General features: G+C 40.8%; 14 protein-coding genes and 1 pseudogene. 12 read left to right on the forward strand and 3 right to left on the reverse strand.

Annotated elements, in window-relative coordinates:
• The first annotated feature begins 171 nt into the window (after positions 1–171).
• The 6 genes from BV372_RS01325 to BV372_RS01350 all read left to right on the forward strand — a co-directional run bounded on the left by BV372_RS01325 (position 172) and on the right by BV372_RS01350 (position 8,697).
• Positions 172–1,044, forward strand: a complete 873-nt coding sequence (locus tag BV372_RS01325) for an HpsJ family protein (protein WP_086682046.1) — start codon at positions 172–174, stop codon at positions 1,042–1,044.
• 279 nt (positions 1,045–1,323) lie between these two features.
• Positions 1,324–2,199, forward strand: coding sequence for a glycosyltransferase family 2 protein (locus tag BV372_RS01330; RefSeq protein WP_086682049.1), 876 nt, complete (start codon positions 1,324–1,326; stop codon positions 2,197–2,199).
• Positions 2,200–2,853: 654 nt separating this feature from the next.
• On the forward strand, positions 2,854–3,648 hold the full coding sequence (locus tag BV372_RS01335) for a DUF502 domain-containing protein (protein ID WP_086682052.1): 795 nt from the start codon (positions 2,854–2,856) through the stop codon (positions 3,646–3,648).
• Positions 3,649–3,742: 94 nt separating this feature from the next.
• The gene (gene nusB / locus BV372_RS01340; protein ID WP_086682055.1) at positions 3,743–4,372 is read left to right on the forward strand and encodes a transcription antitermination factor NusB; all 630 of its coding nucleotides are present in this window, start codon (positions 3,743–3,745) and stop codon (positions 4,370–4,372) included.
• Between the two features lie 170 nt (positions 4,373–4,542).
• Complete coding sequence (ftsY, locus tag BV372_RS01345; protein ID WP_086682058.1) at positions 4,543–6,246, forward strand: signal recognition particle-docking protein FtsY; 1,704 nt, start codon at positions 4,543–4,545, stop codon at positions 6,244–6,246.
• Positions 6,247–7,311: 1,065 nt separating this feature from the next.
• Positions 7,312–8,697 carry a PP2C family protein-serine/threonine phosphatase gene (locus BV372_RS01350; RefSeq protein WP_179197943.1) on the forward strand — a complete coding sequence of 462 codons (1,386 nt, stop codon included), beginning with the start codon at positions 7,312–7,314 and terminating at the stop codon, positions 8,695–8,697.
• Positions 8,698–8,780: 83 nt separating this feature from the next.
• Here BV372_RS01350 and BV372_RS01355 read toward each other — a convergent pair.
• Both BV372_RS01355 and BV372_RS01360 read right to left on the reverse strand, forming a co-directional pair.
• Positions 8,781–9,762 (reverse strand): annotated as a pseudogene (locus tag BV372_RS01355) (DUF2278 family protein).
• Positions 9,763–9,938: 176 nt separating this feature from the next.
• Complete coding sequence (locus BV372_RS01360) at positions 9,939–10,562, reverse strand: hypothetical protein (protein WP_086682063.1); 624 nt, start codon at positions 10,560–10,562, stop codon at positions 9,939–9,941.
• Positions 10,563–10,839: 277 nt separating this feature from the next.
• Here BV372_RS01360 and psbP point away from each other — a divergent pair, with 277 nt between their 5' ends.
• Together psbP and BV372_RS01370 are read left to right on the forward strand one after the other, a co-directional pair.
• On the forward strand, positions 10,840–11,385 hold the full coding sequence (gene psbP, locus BV372_RS01365; protein WP_086682066.1) for a photosystem II reaction center PsbP: 546 nt from the start codon (positions 10,840–10,842) through the stop codon (positions 11,383–11,385).
• 74 nt (positions 11,386–11,459) lie between these two features.
• Positions 11,460–12,053 carry a nucleoside triphosphate pyrophosphatase gene (locus BV372_RS01370; RefSeq protein WP_086682069.1) on the forward strand — a complete coding sequence of 198 codons (594 nt, stop codon included), beginning with the start codon at positions 11,460–11,462 and terminating at the stop codon, positions 12,051–12,053.
• A gap of 14 nt (positions 12,054–12,067) precedes the next feature.
• Here BV372_RS01370 and BV372_RS01375 read toward each other — a convergent pair whose 3' ends face one another.
• Entirely contained in the window at positions 12,068–12,322 is a 255-nt protein-coding gene (locus tag BV372_RS01375) for a hypothetical protein (protein ID WP_086682072.1), read from the reverse strand.
• A 185-nt stretch (positions 12,323–12,507) separates the two neighbouring features.
• On the opposite strand from BV372_RS01375, the gene BV372_RS01380 reads away from it, so the two are divergent.
• From BV372_RS01380 to BV372_RS01395, 4 genes are all read left to right on the forward strand, one after another.
• On the forward strand, positions 12,508–13,245 hold the full coding sequence (locus BV372_RS01380) for a phycocyanobilin:ferredoxin oxidoreductase (RefSeq protein WP_086682075.1): 738 nt from the start codon (positions 12,508–12,510) through the stop codon (positions 13,243–13,245).
• A 1,173-nt stretch (positions 13,246–14,418) separates the two neighbouring features.
• Positions 14,419–15,837, forward strand: coding sequence for an HlyD family efflux transporter periplasmic adaptor subunit (locus BV372_RS01385; RefSeq protein ID WP_086682078.1), 1,419 nt, complete (start codon positions 14,419–14,421; stop codon positions 15,835–15,837).
• Positions 15,838–16,068: 231 nt separating this feature from the next.
• Positions 16,069–17,265, forward strand: coding sequence for an ABC transporter permease DevC (devC, locus tag BV372_RS01390; RefSeq protein WP_086682081.1), 1,197 nt, complete (start codon positions 16,069–16,071; stop codon positions 17,263–17,265).
• A 159-nt stretch (positions 17,266–17,424) separates the two neighbouring features.
• Positions 17,425–18,159 (forward strand): DevA family ABC transporter ATP-binding protein, encoded by a 735-nt coding sequence (locus tag BV372_RS01395; RefSeq protein ID WP_086682084.1) that lies wholly within the window; start codon positions 17,425–17,427, stop codon positions 18,157–18,159.
• The last annotated feature ends 15 nt before the right edge of the window (positions 18,160–18,174 follow it).

Raw genomic sequence — 18,174 nt, forward strand, 5'->3', positions numbered from 1 at the left:
AGTAGACGGTTATCGTTTCATCCCCGGACGGAATGAGCAATCGAGCGCCGTCATTCTGTAATTTTGTAGCATCTGCCTTTTGTTGCCATATAACAAGTAGGGTTATGGGAACAATATTCAAGTAACTTTATATAGGGCAATCACTCTGACTTATCAAAATACCGAACAACTATGGTAAACCGTTTTGCTTCTGTGAATGCTGCCCTCACATTAAAGGTAGTGGGCATAGTCTTAATTTTGTCCTTTTTGTTAGACTTTTTGCTGCTGTTGTTACCCTTCCAACCAACTGATCGAGCATGGCAAATCAATCTGGCAACAAGTCTTGTGGATCGGGGAATTGTCCCTTTGGTAGGTTTAGGGATGCTGTTTGCTGCCTATGGAATTGAGAATGCTAGCGATACCGATGTCTCAGGACAAGACGCTTCGCGTCTACGCGCCCCTAGCCTAGATTTGAGATTTCCAGTCTTGGTACTATCAAGTATTTTAGGGTTGTTGTTTTTGCTAATTTTTCCACTGCATCTTAATAATGTAAATCAAGCTAAGAATCAAGCAGTTAATCAGATTACCCAAGAAGCAGATCAGGCAGAAAATCAACTAAACAGTCGCTTCTCCCAATTACAAGCACAACTGAATACTGAACAAGGAAAAGCTCAATTAGATCAGCTGCGAAACCAGACCAAAGCCCAGTTGACTGAGATACTTAAAGACGAGCAGAAATATAAGCAAGCGCTTGAAAGCCCTCAAATTCCTCCAACTGTAAAAGATGTACTCAAGAAAGCTAAAGCAGATCCGAAAGCGCTTGACAAAGCCATTGAACAACAAACAGATATTCAGGCGCTACGGAATCAACAATTAAGCCAAGTCCGCCAGCGTAGGGACGATGCTGAAAAACAAGCTAAAGACAACGCTTGGAAATCTGGGCTGCGAACTGGTATTAGCAGTTTACTGTTATCAATTGGTTACATAATCATCGGCTGGACAGGATTAAAAGGTATGGGTGCTTTACAAGGTGGTGGACGCCGCAAAACTCCCGCACCACGTTAGAAAATTTTTCAATGGCAGTAAGACAGATCAAATTTTCTTTTGACCCTCCGGGTGAATTCTACGGATACCCTGCGCTAGCACCAGTCCCCATCGTTACGAGAACTGCCAAGACGGGGACTGGAATCACAGTTTATACTGCAACTTGAGAATTTTGGAGTGCATTGTAGAGGGCACTGCGTTGTAGCAAGTGGCGTGATTTTAGATTGGTTAAATCAAGCTACCAGGAATTAACCGATACGTAGCTTGAGAAAATCAAAATATTTTTACTCAGAGTTTATAATGTTCTCAATTTATATACTGACATATAACGAAGAATTAGATATTGCTGCTTGCATAGAGTCAGCGATGCTATCGGATGACATTATTGTTGTAGATTCATGCAGCAGCGATCGCACTGTAGAAATTGCCAATCGTTATCCTATCCGCATCGTTCAACACCCTTTTGAAAGTCACGGACGCCAACGTACTTGGATGCTAGAGTCCATTCCGCCAAAGCATGAATGGGTTTATATTCTAGAAGCTGATGAGCGCATGACACCAGAACTGTTTGCAGAATGCGAACAAGCAATTCAGCATCTAGACTACATCGGCTACTACGTTGCTGAACGTGTTATGTTCATGAATCGTTGGATTCGCTACAGTACCCAATATCCGCGTTACCAGATGCGCCTTTTTCGTCATGGTAAAGTTTGGTTTACAGACTATGGTCATACGGAGCGAGAAGTTTGTAACGGTGCAACCAGCTTTTTAAAAGAAACTTACCCTCATTACACTTGTAGCAAAGGCTTGAGCCGTTGGATTGAAAAGCACAACCGCTACTCGACAGATGAAGCCGCAGAAACATTGCATCAAATTCAACAAGGTAGTGTTAACTGGCGAGATTTATTCTTTGGTAAATCAGAGGTGGAAAGACGCCGCGCTTTGAAAGACTTATCTTTGCGTTTACCTGCCAGACCGATTGTACGCTTCTTATATATGTATTTTTTATTGGGTGGCTTTTTAGATGGACGAGCCGGAATGGCTTGGTGTACATTACAGGCATTCTATGAATATTTAATTTTGCTCAAAGTTTGGGAAATGAAGCACATACCCGTAACCAACTTAGATACACAAACATCTCTTCGAGAAAAAAATACACAGGCTGATGTCGCCTGAGTTCATCTTCGGTTTAAAGACTATGCCAATTTACTAGCTGTGAGTAGTTTTACTTACTAAGATTTACCTAAAAAATTTTGTCAGACATCTTGCATCTATATGTTGAGATTTCCAAGCTCAAGGATGTTCTTCGCGGTTATGTGAAATTAATATTTTTATATAAATTTATTAGCAAAATTTCTCTTGCTTGGCTGAGTGATATTAAAAGGAAAACCGTTCTTTATACTGTCTGACAATAGTTTTAGAACTATGAGCCGCTTTTGATTACGCGCGGTAAGATTAGTAATAACCAGGTGACTTGCAACAATTATTTACAAGTCTTACAAAGAAAAGTAACATCATCTGAGACAAACCAGCCTTGATTTTAATAGGTAGTTATACCAGATCTATATGAGGTTGCGTTTTATTTACTCAGAGGCTTTAGCCTCTGGCTCACGAACCTAGATGCAGAGCGGTCTTCCGCATTGCTGGGGTCGTTAGGCTAATTAGGCGCAAGTTTATCAAGAAGTGGTCTTACCTAATAATCCAGAAAAGCACCGGATTTTCGCAACGAAAAGGTATTTTTGTAACTGTGGCTAAGCTGCTAGTAGAGACAGGTGCTTGCAGTAACTTGTGCTTTAACTAGTGTCTCCTTGAGTTAACGAAGATGTTGGTATGAATACTGATAATAAAAGCTCCACTAGCCTAAAAAAGGAGAATAGGGACTTGGTAATTAATCGCCTAAAACAGGACTTAAAAAATGACCTGATCGCTGGGTTGTTGGTAGTAATTCCACTAGCAACTACGATCTGGCTAACTATTACCATTGCTAGTTGGGTAATCAACTTTCTGACCCAAATTCCCAAACAACTGAATCCCTTTGAGGGACTGCATCCTATACTAGTAAATATACTGAATTTAGGAGTCGGATTAGCTGTACCACTGCTGAGCATTCTATTGATTGGTTTGATGGCTCGGAATATTGTGGGGCGGTGGTTATTAAATTTTGGCGAGCAGGTATTGCAGGCGATTCCTTTAGCTGGACAGGTATACAAAACCCTGAAACAGCTTTTAGAAACACTCCTCAAAGATTCTCCTGGCAAATTTCGTCGCGTAATTTTGCTAGAGTATCCCAGGCGAGGAGTATGGGCGATCGCCTTTGTCACAGGCATCATCAGCAATGAAATTCAAGCCCAGATGTCTCGTCCTATGTTGAGCGTTTTTATACCAACGACACCGAATCCCACTACAGGATGGTATGCAATAGTTCCTGAAGATGAGGTGGTGAACCTGTCATTGTCGATAGAAGACGCTTTTAAGATAGTAGTCTCTGGTGGCATTGTCGCCCCCAATACACCCCTAGCAACCCTAACAGTCTCTCAAAAGGAAGTACCAAACCTAGAAACAAAGTCAGAAATCATTCCGCTGGTAGAAAATTCAAATCTCTCGGACAAAGTTACAAGCAAATAGATAATATAGTTGTCTGACCATGCGAAAATCTACTGACTTCTAACTTCATTCTTTCTACTTTTATCAGTCTTTAATTCATTCCAACTTTACTTTTATGCAAGACCGTAAACCCCAGCAACTTGCTCGTGAACTAGCGCTGTTAAGCCTCAGCCAGTTGCCAGTCAATCCTAAGAAACTGACAGAAGAACATCTGCCCAAATTAGTACTAGCAGCTGTACGTACCCTCAGATCCGAAGTCCAGGATACCTTGGATAATGCAGCTGGTGAACTACAACGCAGTCACGATCGCATCTTAAGCAGTCAAACTCGTGCTTCCGACATCAATACTGCTAGAACAATGCTGCAAGAAGCGATCTCATACACACAAACAGCAATCAATAAATTAGGTGCAGCAGTAGAGTTCCCTGAACTAATTCAGCTGGCAAATCAAGACAAGACAGTCAGCAAATATGCTATTCAAATTGTCAAGATAGTTAGCGAACAACGAACTATTGTTGATGAACAAATTACCGCTGCTCTAGTAGATTGGCAAGTTGCTCGCCTCGCCCAAATCGATCGGGATATTCTGCGAATTGCTGTAGCAGAAATGCTATTTTTAGACTTGCCAGATAGTGTAGCCATCAATGAAGCTGTAGAACTAGCCAAACGCTACAGTGGCGATGAAGGTCATCGGTTTATTAATGGCGTTCTACGCCGAGTCACAGAGCAAAAAAAGACAGCATAGCGTTTTATAGAAACGAAAGCGACCTTCATGAGTGCTAAGTTTTGAGTTAAGAGTGAGAAGTGAGGAGTGAGGAAATCCTGGCGGTTTTCACACCAAAAAACAGACAGGAGTTAAATTAAACTCATAACTCATAACTCATACTTACATCACAACTAATATCACTAGCTGCAATGGTTTTTAATTGGTTCCGCCGTCAATATAACGATTCCTCTGAGATTCCCGCCCAACAACAGCAACAAGAAACTCCTGTACCAGAACCCCAACCAGAACCAGCCGAAAATTCAACGCCAACAGCAGAAACTACACCAGAGACAACGGCAGATTTATTAGCTTTTGCAAAGGCCGCTTATAAAAATATCCAACAAAAACAGCAATCCCAAGCAGTTGAACAGGAGCCAGCAGAAGTTGAAATTGAAACTGCACAATCAGCAGCATCGCCAGAATTAGATGCAACTGTTAGCCAAACAACTACAGAAGAATCTGCTGAAGTTACAGAAAATCTACCAAGCTTAGAAATCGATGTAACTGTTGCTTCAGAAATTTCTGAGGAATTATCTAGTACAGAAGAAGAAAGTACAGCTACTTCTTCCATAACAGAAATTGCCGAAACACCAGATGTCGCCAGCCCAGAATTAACACCGAATGTGGTAGAAACAGCAGCCACTGAATCTGTTACTAACCCAGAGCTATCACAGCCAACAGTACCAGCAAATTTATCTTTCTTAGAACGGGCGGCGGCGGAACGGCAAGCAAAGCAGGAAAGGCTGATAGCCAATGCTATTGAAGTACCAGCTGAGATAGTACAGCCAGTAGCTACCACCGCAACTAGCGCCACACCGGAGACAACAGAAGAAATTACTGGACTGGCTTTTGATGAAGGATTTGTCTGGTCAACAGAAATCTTAGCAGCCCAAGGTAGGCGTCCAGAGGATATTTCTATTGAAGAAATTACCTGGCTGAAAAAGTTACGGCAAGGGTTAGACAAAACTCGTCGGAATATACTGAATCAGCTCAAGGCAATTGTCGGTCAAGGACCGCTCAATCAAGCTGCGGTAGGGGAGATTGAAGCTTTGCTTCTCCAAGCTGATGTGGGTGTGGAGGCAACAGATTTAATTATCAATTCTCTACAGAAAAAATTACGGGAAGAAGTTACCCCTCCAGAAGAAGCGATCGCTTACCTCAAAAAAATTCTGCGGGATATGCTGGATAATCCAGTACAGAAAAACTACAAACCGACTTTTGCCCCTGAAAAGGAAACGCTCAATATTTGGTTGATCACCGGTGTTAATGGTGCAGGTAAGACTACTACTATCGGTAAAATCGCCCACCTCGCACAAAGATCGGGTTATAAATGCTTGATTGGTGCAGCAGATACTTTCCGTGCCGCCGCTGTAGAACAGGTGAAGGTTTGGGGTACTAGAAGTGGTGTAGAAGTAATTTCCAATCCTGGTAAAAATACAGATCCAGCCGCAGTGGTGTTTGATGCGATCGCTGCTGCTCAAGCTAGAGAAACTGAATTACTGCTAGTTGATACCGCAGGGCGATTGCAAAACAAGAAAAACTTAATGGACGAACTCACGAAAATTCGTCGGATTATTGACAAAAAAGCCCCTAATGCCAAAATAGAGTCACTCTTGGTTCTAGACTCCACTTTAGGTCAAAATGGATTGCGCCAAGCTGAAGTCTTCTCGCAAGCGGCCCAACTCAGTGGCGTGGTATTAACTAAGCTCGATGGCACTGCTAAAGGCGGTGTTGCTCTTGCTGTCGTGCAGCAGCTAGGTTTACCAATTCGCTTTATCGGCGCTGGTGAAGGAATTGAAGACCTACGTCCCTTTTCTAGTTACGAGTTTGTTGAAGCACTCTTAAGTGGCTGATTTAAAATTTTGCAGATAAGATTTTTCTTTGGAAACTAATAAATTTGGGACTTACGGCTCTGGTGTGATCGCTTAAATTTACTAGTAGTGAATTACTGAAAAAAGCGTAAGTCCTAAAATCATTAGTTTGTTATAAAATTTGCACTACCTTTGCTAGAATTCTACTCTACTACTCTAATGAGGGGGTTCCTAAATCTAGGATTACAGTATAGTTGCAGCATAGAAAACTCTGTAGACTCTGGTGTAACGCTGTTTTTAAGGTTAGGTAGTTCTAAGCAACTTTATTCTCTGTAGAGTGTCTGGCAAATTACCACTGGATTAGTTACAGGGTAACTGCCAAGAACGGTATGCATGAGAACCAGTAGCAATCAATAAATTGTTGCTAATAATCTGTAGAAACTCTTAAGTGTATTATCAGTCTCTACTGTTTATGAAATCTATAAATATTCTCTGTACAAAGTTTAAAGATGTAAAATATGTTTGTTAAACTACAAAATTCTCCATAAACTCTAATTGTCAAAATCTGAGGCAGGTGTATTCTCCATGATATGCGTAGGCTTAGCCCGCCGTAGGCATCGCTCGTTGATAAACTTTTCTGCCGTCAAATAGCTGCATTGCCTTGACATCTTTTTAGCCTTGAAGCTGAATGGCATTTTCTTTGCTCTCAAGCTTCAAAGAGACCTCAAACCCCTAGGAGCTTTGACCCCTCACCCCCAATAATGATGCTGGCAACGTAATATATTATTTTCCGCCCAAAGCATTTTTCTGTCGAAAGACATATAACTAAGTAAATCAGCGATCAGAGAATCACAATTTTGCTAGTGTCTGCCGAAAATGGCTAATTTCGTCCCTGACTTTCTAAAGAAGAATATAGTAGTTAAAATTGCTAACTTTAGTAAGAAATATAATAACCAAATGCAATACTTATATAATTCACTGCCTACGTCTTTCTACTCTTGCTAAAATGACAAATCTTGTCCCAATATGGTTTAGCAATCCCATATCCAAAGGATTTATCAGTAATCTCAAGTTTGCCTCTCTTAAAATGCAATAGTACCTGTGATTGTGTCTCAACTGCCTTCTCAACCCACTGACAGTAATGGTAGTGCTGCAACTGATGTAACTCCAGTCGTAGCGCTGAAAGAACTCGTGTCAAGGCTGCACCGGGAACAGAACAAAATTCAGGATTTGTTAAGTTCTTTAGGATTTGCCCTCAGAAGCTTCAATAATTTGAATCAATTTTTGGAGCTGATTCCGCTGATGGCAACCAGAGTCACAGATGGGGACGGTAGCGCCCTATTTCTGTACAAACCTAACGGTCAAGTCAGATTAGAACAACTACACTGGCAAGATAGTGGTCAGCGTCGGAATATTCGTAAAGCCCTAGAAACAGCTACTAGTCAAATCACCCTTGTGCCAAATACTGCCCCTCTAGCAACCGCAACGGGGATTTTGGACGATCAAATGCATCGTTATTTGGGGCCAGATGTGCAAATCTTTGGCACGGCTATTTTGGTAAAACATACAGAACGGGGATGGCTATATGTTTTAAGCCGCGATCCAGAATATAGCTGGACAGAAACTAGACAAAAGTTAGTCCGGTTAGTAGCAGATCAAACCGCAGTAGCGATTGAAAACGATGAACTAGCAGTCGAACTAAGGAAGAAAGAACGCCTAGATCAAGAACTAGAAATTGGTGCAGAAATTCAACGGCGACTCCTACCACGTCAATGTCCGATCATTCCGGGTGCGGTATTGGCTGCACGCTGTAAACCTGCTAATCGTGTTGGTGGAGACTACTACGACTTTATTCCCACCAATCAAAATCGGATTCAGCTAAACCCTAAAACTGGTTTGGAAAGTGGGACTTTGGGTTTAGTAATTGGGGATGTCATGGGTAAAGGTGTCCCCGCCGGGCTGATTATGACGATGATGCGGGGAATGTTACGGGGAGAAGTATTGCATGGTAATTCTCCCTCAAAGATTCTGCAAAACTTAAATCGAGTCATGTATGCGGATTTAGAAAATTCTCACCGCTTTGTGACGTTATTTTACTCAGAATATAATCCTCTAACGCGAATTTTATCTTACAGTAACGCTGCACATAACCCTCCTTTGTGGTGGCACGCAGCAACAAAAACTGTAACCAGGTTAGATACCTTGGGAATGCTGATTGGTTTAGATGCTAATAGTCAATATGAAGATGCCCAGGCACAATTAGAACCTGGGGATACAGTTATTTACTATACAGATGGCTTAACTGATGCAGCAGCAGCGGGTGGCGATCGCTTCGACGAAGAAAACTTTGTTGCTTGCTTTAGTGCTGCTTGTAGATATTGTGATGGACCAGAAGAAATTGTAGAATACCTGTTTGACCAAGTGCAGCAATTCATCGGTGATGAGAAACAAAACACCGATGATATGACATTAGTAGTTTTACAAATTGAATAGTTCTTCGTCATTAGTCATTAATCATTAGTCATTTGTCCTTTGTCGAAAACTAATGGCCAATGACTAATAACCAATGATCAATATCAAAACACTATTGTCCAACCTTGCTTACGGGAATCTTCCCTAGTATAGGAAACACCATCAATCTTGATTCCTTTGTTATCAAGTAGGGTAATAATGCCGCCATTATTATCTAGTTGGATGCCATCTTTACCTAAAGAGACTTTGATAACTTCGCCTGGATTAATAGTGCCTTTGAGGGGCTGCTTGCGCTTGAGGCGATCGGCAATTGTCCAACCACTTAAATCAACTTTATCTGGTGAGGTATTAATTAAAATCACCGTCTCTTTAGCAACATCATCACCAGCCGGATTCACCAAAGCCGCAATAATGCGGATTGCTGCTGTTGCCGCAATTGGCGTAATTTCATCTATTCTGTTACCAGTAGTGTCATCGGTATGGAACGATTGGGACTGGAAGGCTAAAAATATGCCCACCCACTGATTCCGTGCAGGATAGTGAATTAGCAGTCCCCCATCTTGCCAAACACCATTATCTTTTTGGAATTGACCGGCATTACCCTGGTTAAAGTGGATGTCATGAATACCGTTCCCAGGAAGAAAACCAAAATACTTGTCCTTCACATCTGCTTCTGGACCCCAAAAGTACTGCTTCTGGTGAAGCGATCGCCCGCCCAATGTATAATTCCAGCAACTCGTTGAGGTCGTTGTCTGGTCCGGGAACGTTGTAAGGCAATGGCTTCATCTGCTTTGGATCGAATAGATTCCCTCGAATGTAGTCTAAAGCGACTCCGCCAGGTTTACGCGGCAACTCATTAAAGCCAAAATTTAACTCTTGTAGTTCCTTAGTGATGGGGTGAGAGAAGTTTTCGTCAATTAAGTATAGTAATTCTGAAGGGCTTTCCTTTGATTTGACATTGATGGCAATGCGATATTTATTCTTCTTGTCGTCAGTTACCAGAACTTGATAATGGGGAGATGATCCTTCACCAAGCTTGCGATCCACCGCTTGGCATTTTAGAACCCCATAATTTTTTAATGGCATCTGTATTCTCCTAAATTTCTCTGTAGACAAAGCTGGTCTAATATTTTACTTACTTTGTTTATAGATAATTTAAGTAAAAGTTAAACTATCTAGATCAATCAGCTATCATGTTCAATCTTGGCTAAGTATGGTGAGATACAGTAGTACACTGTTGGGTAATTTTTTTCTGTAATCAATCACCGACAAATCAGCCCTAGCCAATGGGGGTAACCAAAAGAATCTGCGATCGCTAATGTGGAATTGCGATAAGTATGGAATACCCAATTGGCTGTAGCTTTAAGATTTTCCTGCCGACGGCTATCTTCGCCAAACGCTTCAAAAGCCAGACTCCACCAAGCATTTTCTTGAACCGCCAAATTAGTGATTTCTACACTACAACCGTTATCGATAGGTTCGTTAGTTGCAACGGCTTGTACGGAAAAATCAGCGAAAACTTGAAAAAGCTGCGAATAGCGAACTTTCTGCACAGTTATCCACGAGGGATTACCTAAAACTATTGCAGGCTGAAAACTTTCACCTTTGGAATCGTCACACAGCCATTTACCCCACTTTTCTGCTTTACCAGTGGCTAATTCCCCAAAATCCATTACATCTAGTTCTGCTTGACGCCATTTAACTTCTAGCCTTCCCTGTCGCAGTTTGATTCCCAGATAATCACATCCTGGCGAGTAGAGATAAATATCTTCCCGTTCTTCTGGTGATTTTAATGGGTCAATCAGACAATTTGCACAAAACCAAACTTGAATGTTGTCCGGGAGCTTGCCAGGATAAAACCAGCGCAATTCATTACTGATCAACATAAATTCGTTGATTAACTTTAGTTATTTAACAATAAAGAATACATCCGTCAGGAGTCAGAATTCTCTTGCTTGTATTCTGTGCGACTGGCGAATGAATAAATGGGTTTAAGTCTCCCACCAAATCATAGATTTGGTGGTCTTCAATCAGTGGCGGGTTTAAATCCCCCACTGATTGCATTCTGAATTCTGAATTCTGGTTTAATAGCGTCCCTGTTGATGGGACAATGAGAAATTGTGCCTGCCTTATTTTGCTTCCAGTCCAAAGGAATTTATAAAAATGTGGAAACGAATTGCATTCATGTTGCTATTGGTATTGAGCTTTAGCCTAAGTAACCCTGATGTAGCAGCTGCGGCGGGACTCAAAAGCTTTGTAAACACTACTAATGGCTATGAGTTCTCATATCCTAACGGCTGGTTGCAAGTTAAAGTTGCCAACGGTCCTGATGTAGTGTTTCATGATTTGATTGAAATCAGTGAAAATGTCTCAGTAGTAATTAGTCCCGTTCCAGAAGGTGAAACTTTGGCACAACTGGGGACACCAACAGAAGTAGGATATAAGCTGGGTAAAGCTGCTCTCGCTCCCCCTGACTCAGGTCGTTCAGCTGAATTAGTCAATGCTTTTGAACGGGAATCTGATGGGAAGACATACTACATCCTAGAGTATGCGGTTAAACTGCCCAATCAGCAACAGCGACACAATATCGCTAGCGTTGCTGTTAGCCGTGGTAAACTTTTTACTTTTAATGCCTCAATTCCAGAAAGACGTTGGCAGAAAGTTAAACCTGCTATGGAAGAGGTTGTAAATTCATTTTTAGTTTATTAATTGATAATGGGGAATGGGTAAAGATTAATAGTTAATTTTTAATTCCTCTTTTCCCCTTCTTTTTCTACTTTGATATGGTTATTCCACCGTTTGTACTTGCTTCTGCTTCACCAGCGCGACACCGCTTACTACAAACTGTTGGCATTGAACCAATAGTTTGCCCTAGCGATTTTGATGAATCGCAAATCCAATTAAACGATCCTAGTCAATTGGTGCAAACTCTTTCGCAGCGCAAAGCGGAAACTGTAGTTCCGCAGTTTGAATCAGCTTTGATTATGGGTTGCGATTCGGTTTTGGCTGTTAATGGTGAGATTCACGGTAAACCTGCCAACGCTCAAGAAGCGATCGCCCGTTGGCAGATTATGCAAGGTAAATTTGGCGACCTTTACACAGGCCATACCTTGATTGACCTAGCGCAAAACCGCAGTGTGGTGAAGTGTCAGGTGACTAGGGTTTACTTTGCCCAAATGAGCGATCGCGACATTCAAGCTTATGTGGCTACAGGTGAACCTCTCAAATGTGCTGGTGCTTTTGCGCTTGAAGGTTTTGGTAGTTTATTTGTAGAAAAAATTGCAGGTTGTCACAGCAACGTCATTGGTCTAAGTTTACCTTTGCTGCGCCAAATGCTAGCAGAACTAGGATACAACGTCGTTGATTTCTGGCCTTAGTCAAAAGTCAATGGCTAATAACTAAACTGCCTAGTATGCAGTACTGCTTCTCCATGATCGGGAATCCAGGCCAGCCACTCGTCTTCCGCAACCTGGCACAATAACAGTGCTTCCTCAAAACTAAAAGGATTAGGAAGTTGCAGCAGTTTCACCCAACTAGAAGCGACAAACTTCTGTGATGGCTCTTGGGCGTAATACTTGCTGGTAATATCCAGATTCCGCCTTCTGAGTTGCACTGCAAAATCTGGTCTTTCAGAATCTAGTTTCATAGCTAATGGACTAATCTCAAATATATTCTGTAACTAAGGATACAAAATAAATAATACTATTGAAAAGTAACCGTTTTATAACTTTACGTTGGATGGGTGTAAGTGTTTGCTTATGTTGCAACCTAGAACAGCTAGGGCGCGGCTAGTTGTAGACTGGCAACTAGACCATATTCCCCAGCTACAATATGTCATTTACTTCTACTCCCTCACTGCGTGAGCAACAACATCCTCTAATTCGTCAGCTGGCTGATTGTATTGAGACAGCTTGGCATCAGTATTTGGATTTGTCGCCTTACAATTTACCTGCGGAATTGGGGTATGTGGAAGGCAGACTTGAGGGTGAAAAACTGACCATTGAAAACCGCTGCTATCAGACACCCCAGTTCCGCAAAATGCACTTAGAACTGGCTAAGGTAGGAAATATGCTAGATATTTTGCATTGCGTCATGTTTCCTTGCCCAGAATATAACCTACCGATGTTTGGTTGCGATTTAGTGGGCGGTAGGGGACAAATTAGCGCGGCGATCGCAGACCTTTCACCTGTGAGTTTAGATCGCACCTTACCAGAATCTTATACTTCGGCGCTGTCAGCTTTAAAAGGGGTAAACTTCTCCCAACCCCGGGAATTACCAGAATGGGGACATATCTTTTCTGATTTTTGTATCTTTATTCGCCCCAGTTCTCCAGAAGAAGAAACGCTGTTTCTATCACGGGTACAGGAATTTTTAACAGTTCATTGTCAGCAAGCGATCGCCTCTAGTCCCGTTTCAGCTGAACAAATGCAGCAAATTTTGGCTGGACAACGCAACTATTGCACCCAACAGCAGCAAAATGACAAAACCCGTCGCGTACTCGAAAAAGCTTTCGGCCCTGTTTGGGCAGAAAATTATATGACCACAGTTTTGTTTGATCTTCCAGATTAATCACTAGTTATATACAGAGAAAGTTTTTTTAGATGGGGAAGATAGCAAAGACAAACAGAGACTTCTTCAACAATTCTCCCTAGTCCCTCCAAAGTTCTCAGCGCCGCAAGTCGGCGCTGAGACTTCTGTATTTATCTCCCTTTCCTTTGCATATCCTCATCTGTAGGTTCTGTTACGTTTTCCAGAAACTGATGAATGTAGAATTCATTTAACCAAAGTTTGATGGAGTGAGTCAAAACTAGCAGAGAGACTAAGTCTTTGGAGTGGATATCTAAAGACACTTGGTTGTCTTGTGGATATGGATATAAGTCAAAAACTCTGCTTATAAGTTAACCAGAAAGTTAAGGAAAAAGAGATGTTAGGACTTCTCTATTTGATAGATATTTTTTAGTTGATCAATGACCGACTGAAGGTCAACTCACTTTCGTAACTAAATTGGGTTCACCAATGCAAACAGCTGATTTTCATATTCTCTTTTACTTTTGTAACTAAATATAGCCCCTGCCAATCAAGCTGTGAACTTATCTCTGAGTAGATGTAACCTTGAACCTCAAAAAACTTATTTATCTTTTAGACAAGTGGCAAGATTTTGGTTTTCGATATTTGCCCTTGTTGATTTCAAGGTAATCAACTCTTTCAGACTACCCATACTTAGGTGCAGCTAGAAATATTCATTCAATCAACAAAGTTCTTTTTGTCAGCATCATCACCAGCAAAAAGTTTGCAAGTGCTAAGGCAACATTTTTACGAGATTTCACCTTCATAAGCTTGATGTCGATAATGTTACCTTTACTAAGCTCCACGGCATCACTTCAGTTAATTAAAGCATCTATCTGGTGGAGTAAAACTGCTAAAAACTAGAAATTTTTGCAGGTACAATACGCTTTCACCATCACAGGCTATGTCAAAGACATCTGCCGCCAAAGCGTCTACGCAATTGTCATCCTCTCATACTTAATTCAGTTCACTAATGACTGTATGAGAAGCTGGCTGTTCACTAAAAAACCTGTTTGATTAGTGCAACAAGGCAAAAATTACTATACAGTTGAAAACTCTAAAAATGATTATATAAACTTTCTTTCTGCCTACTAAATTCTGCATTTTCACATTAGTCAAACTGCGCATAAGTCGCTTTTTTCAATCAGCACAATTCAGATAAATGGGCAATATATCATGTCAAGGGTGACTGAGAAGCCACAGTTAAGGGAGCAGCCAGTTGATCAACCTAAAGTTTGGTGGAGCATTGCTGTAGCCCTACCAATAGTAATCGCTGTCGGCGTCCTAGGTACAGCCAAAGTCGAACAGTTGAAAAAGTTAGCTTCGTCCGTTCCCATTAGGCCAATGAGCAACAGTATCACTGCTGTGGGGCATTTAGAACCACGTGGAGAAGTACTTAAGTTATCTGCGCCAATGGCGGGGATGCAAGCGGCGTCGCGAGTTCAACAACTCTTAATTAGAGAGGGCGACAAGGTCAAACAAGGTCAAGTAGTTGCGATTTTGGATAACCACGACACTCAAACAGCTGGACTGGAAGAAGCAAAAGCAAAACTGCAAGAATCTCGAGCCAATTTAGCACAAGTAAGAGCTGGCTCACCAAGAGATATTCAAGCCCAAACATCTGTAATTGCTCGCTTACAAGCCCAGTTACGCGGAGAAAGGGATGCACAGCAAGCAACGATCGCGCGGATCGCAGCCCAGTTAAGTGGCGAAAAACTCGCTCAACAAGCAATGGTTAATCGCCTAGAAGCGGAACTGGGAGGGCAAAAAGATACTTTAAGAGCCACACTGACAAGAATACAAGCTGAACAGCGTAATACCCAAGTCGATGCTCAACGCTATGACATGTTGTATAGAGAAGGTGCAATTTCTCAACAGGAGCGAGATAGAAGGCGCTTAAGCGCAATTACTAGTAATCAGCAGGTTGTAGAAAGCCAAGCTACTCTCAAGCAGACTATTGCAACTATTAGACAGCAAATTGCTGAAGCTAGAGCTAATCAAGTCAAAACCTTATCTACCTTACAACAGCAGCTGATTGAAGCCAAAGTTAACCGCGATAAAACTGTAGCAACTTTGCAAAGGCAAATCGACGAAGAAAGAGCCAAACTCAACAGACTTCTAGAAGTCCGCCCCACTGACGTGCAAATGGCACAAGCGCAAGTAAGTAATGCGATCGCAATGGTGAGAAAAGCGGAAGCAGAACTCAAACTGAGCTATGTTCTAGCCCCAATTAATGGTGAAATTTTAAAAATTCACACCAAGTCAGGAGAAGCCATTAATCAAATGGGAATTGCTGAAATTGGGCAAACCGATCAAATGTTCGTCATCGCTGAAGTAGCTGAAGATAGTATTGGTAGAGTGCGTCTCGGTCAAAATGCCACTGTTAGTAGTGACAATGGAGCCTTTACTAGCGAATTAAGGGGAACAGTTACTGAGATTGGTAGAAAAATTGGCAAAAAAGATGTGCTGAATACAGATCCAGCCGCAGATGTAGATGCCAGAGTTGTAGAAGTGAAAATTGCTCTGACTCCAGAAGATAGCTCAAAAGTTGCAGGCTTAACCTACGCAAAGGTTGTAGTTGAAATTAATAACTAAGCAATTCAAAATTTTAAATAACTAGCCTTGTTTTAGCAAGCTAATGAGTTACTAACTTTACACAAAATCAACGTGTAAAATTTTAGTAATTTCAAGCTCATATAAACAGCTTTTAATATCAAACTTTCTTACTAATTTTTATGTGATCTTGTTTGAGATTGCTAGAAAATTATTTTGATTAAAACTTGTACTCTATAATCCAAAATCTCAAATGTAAAATTGGTATTAGTAATGATAAATGAATTAATTGCTGGGATTCTTCAACCCCATAAGCTCAACAAAAAAATACCTTTATCATGGCTACAACTAACAAGGGAAAGAACTCGCTTGGCCGTGGCTCTGGCAGGGATTGGCTTTGCCGATATTTTGATGTTTATGCAATTAGGTTTCCGAGATGCTTTGTATTTTAGTAACGTTCGTTTCCATAGTAGCTTGCAGGGCGACATTATTTTAATTAATAGTCAATCTAATGCTGTCCTATCAATGAAAAGTTTTTCCCAACGGCGATTATATAAAGCTTTAGATTTACCAACAGTACAATCAGTACATGGAATATATCTGGACTATACAAGCTGGAAAAATCCTGAAACAGGCCGTCCTCGTAGCATTCTAGTATTTGGATTTAATCCTGAAGTCAACTTATTTAACTTACCTGGAGTTCAAGAAAATTTAGAGCGATTGAAACTGCCTGATGTAGTGTTATATGACCGTTCTTCTAGGGTAGAGTATGGACCAATTGCCGCTAATTTTGACCAAGGTAAAACTGTAACAGCAGAAGTACGGCGGCGGCGAATAAAAGTAGGAGGACTATTTACTTTAGGTGCATCATTTGGGGCTGACGGTAACCTAATTACTAGTGATGTCAACTTCTTACGAATATTCAACAATCGTCAGCGAGGTTTAATTGATATTGGAGTTATTAAATTAAAGCCAGGAGCAAACGCTACTACTGTCACTCAAGACTTAAGAAATTATTTACCTAAAGAAATCAATGTTTTAACTAAGCAAGAATTCATCGACTTTGAACGCAATTACTGGGCTAGTAGTACCGCTATTGGATTTATTTTTACTTTAGGTACAATTATGGGTTTCATTGTAGGAACTGTAATTGTTTATCAAATACTTTATACAGAAGTAGCCGATCATTTAGCGGAGTATGCTACTTTGAAAGCCATAGGATATACACAAAATTATTTATTAAAAGTAATCTTACAAGAGGCATTAATATTAGCAGTAATCGGGTATATGCCTGGATTTACTTTTGCTTTATTTATGTATAAGACTGCTAGAGATGCAACATTATTACCAGTATTTATGAGTCTTGATAGAGCAGTATTAGTGCTGCTTTTAACTATGGTAATGTGCTTTATTTCTGGTGCAATAGCTGTGCGCAAATTACGCTCAGCAGATCCGGCAGATATATTCTAGTTAATACTAAATAATTAGTAATTATTATTTTTAAATAGTAAAATGATTATAAATGCTCAATACTTATCAATATTCATATTTTATAATTAATAATTGATAACTTCTTTTTGGCACTAAGGTTCGTCCCAGAATTGCTAACTTCTTGCTATTTAACTTATGATGAAAAAACAACCTGTAATTGCTATTAAAAATCTCAATCACTACTATGGTAGAGGCGCACTAAAAAGACAGATTTTATTTGACATTAACTTAGAAATTTATCCCGGAGAAATTGTGATCATGACCGGGCCATCGGGGTCAGGTAAAACAACATTACTGAGCTTGATTGGTGGTTTGCGGTCTGTACAAGAAGGTAGTTTAAAATTTTTAGATAGAGAATTATTTGGTGCTAGCCAGAACCAATTAGTGCAAGTCCGGCGCAAAATTGGCTATATTTTTCAAGCTCATAATTTGTTGGGTTTTTTAACAGCCAGACAAAATGTGCAAATGGCGGTAGAGTTAAATGACGAGATTGCACAAAGTGAAGCAATTGCGAAATCAGAAGCCATGCTTGGGGCAGTTGGCTTAGAGCAAAGAATTAATTACTATCCAGATAATCTTTCTGGAGGTCAAAAACAAAGGATTGCGATCGCTCGGGCGTTGGTGAATCATCCCCCATTAGTACTAGCAGACGAACCTACAGCGGCTTTAGACAAACAATCTGGACGTGATGTTGTAGAAATAATGCAGAGTCTAGCCAAAAACCAAGGAACGTCTATTTTGTTGGTAACCCATGACAACCGGATTTTGGATATAGCCGATCGCATTGTCGAAATGGAAGATGGTCTTTTAACGCGTGATTCTCAAGCTATGGTTAGCAGTTACGATTCTGCTGTTAAGAATCATAATTCATAAAAACGATAGAACTGC

The sequence above is a fragment of the Nostoc sp. T09 genome, assembly GCF_002154695.1.
Lineage (GTDB): Bacteria > Cyanobacteriota > Cyanobacteriia > Cyanobacteriales > Nostocaceae > Aulosira.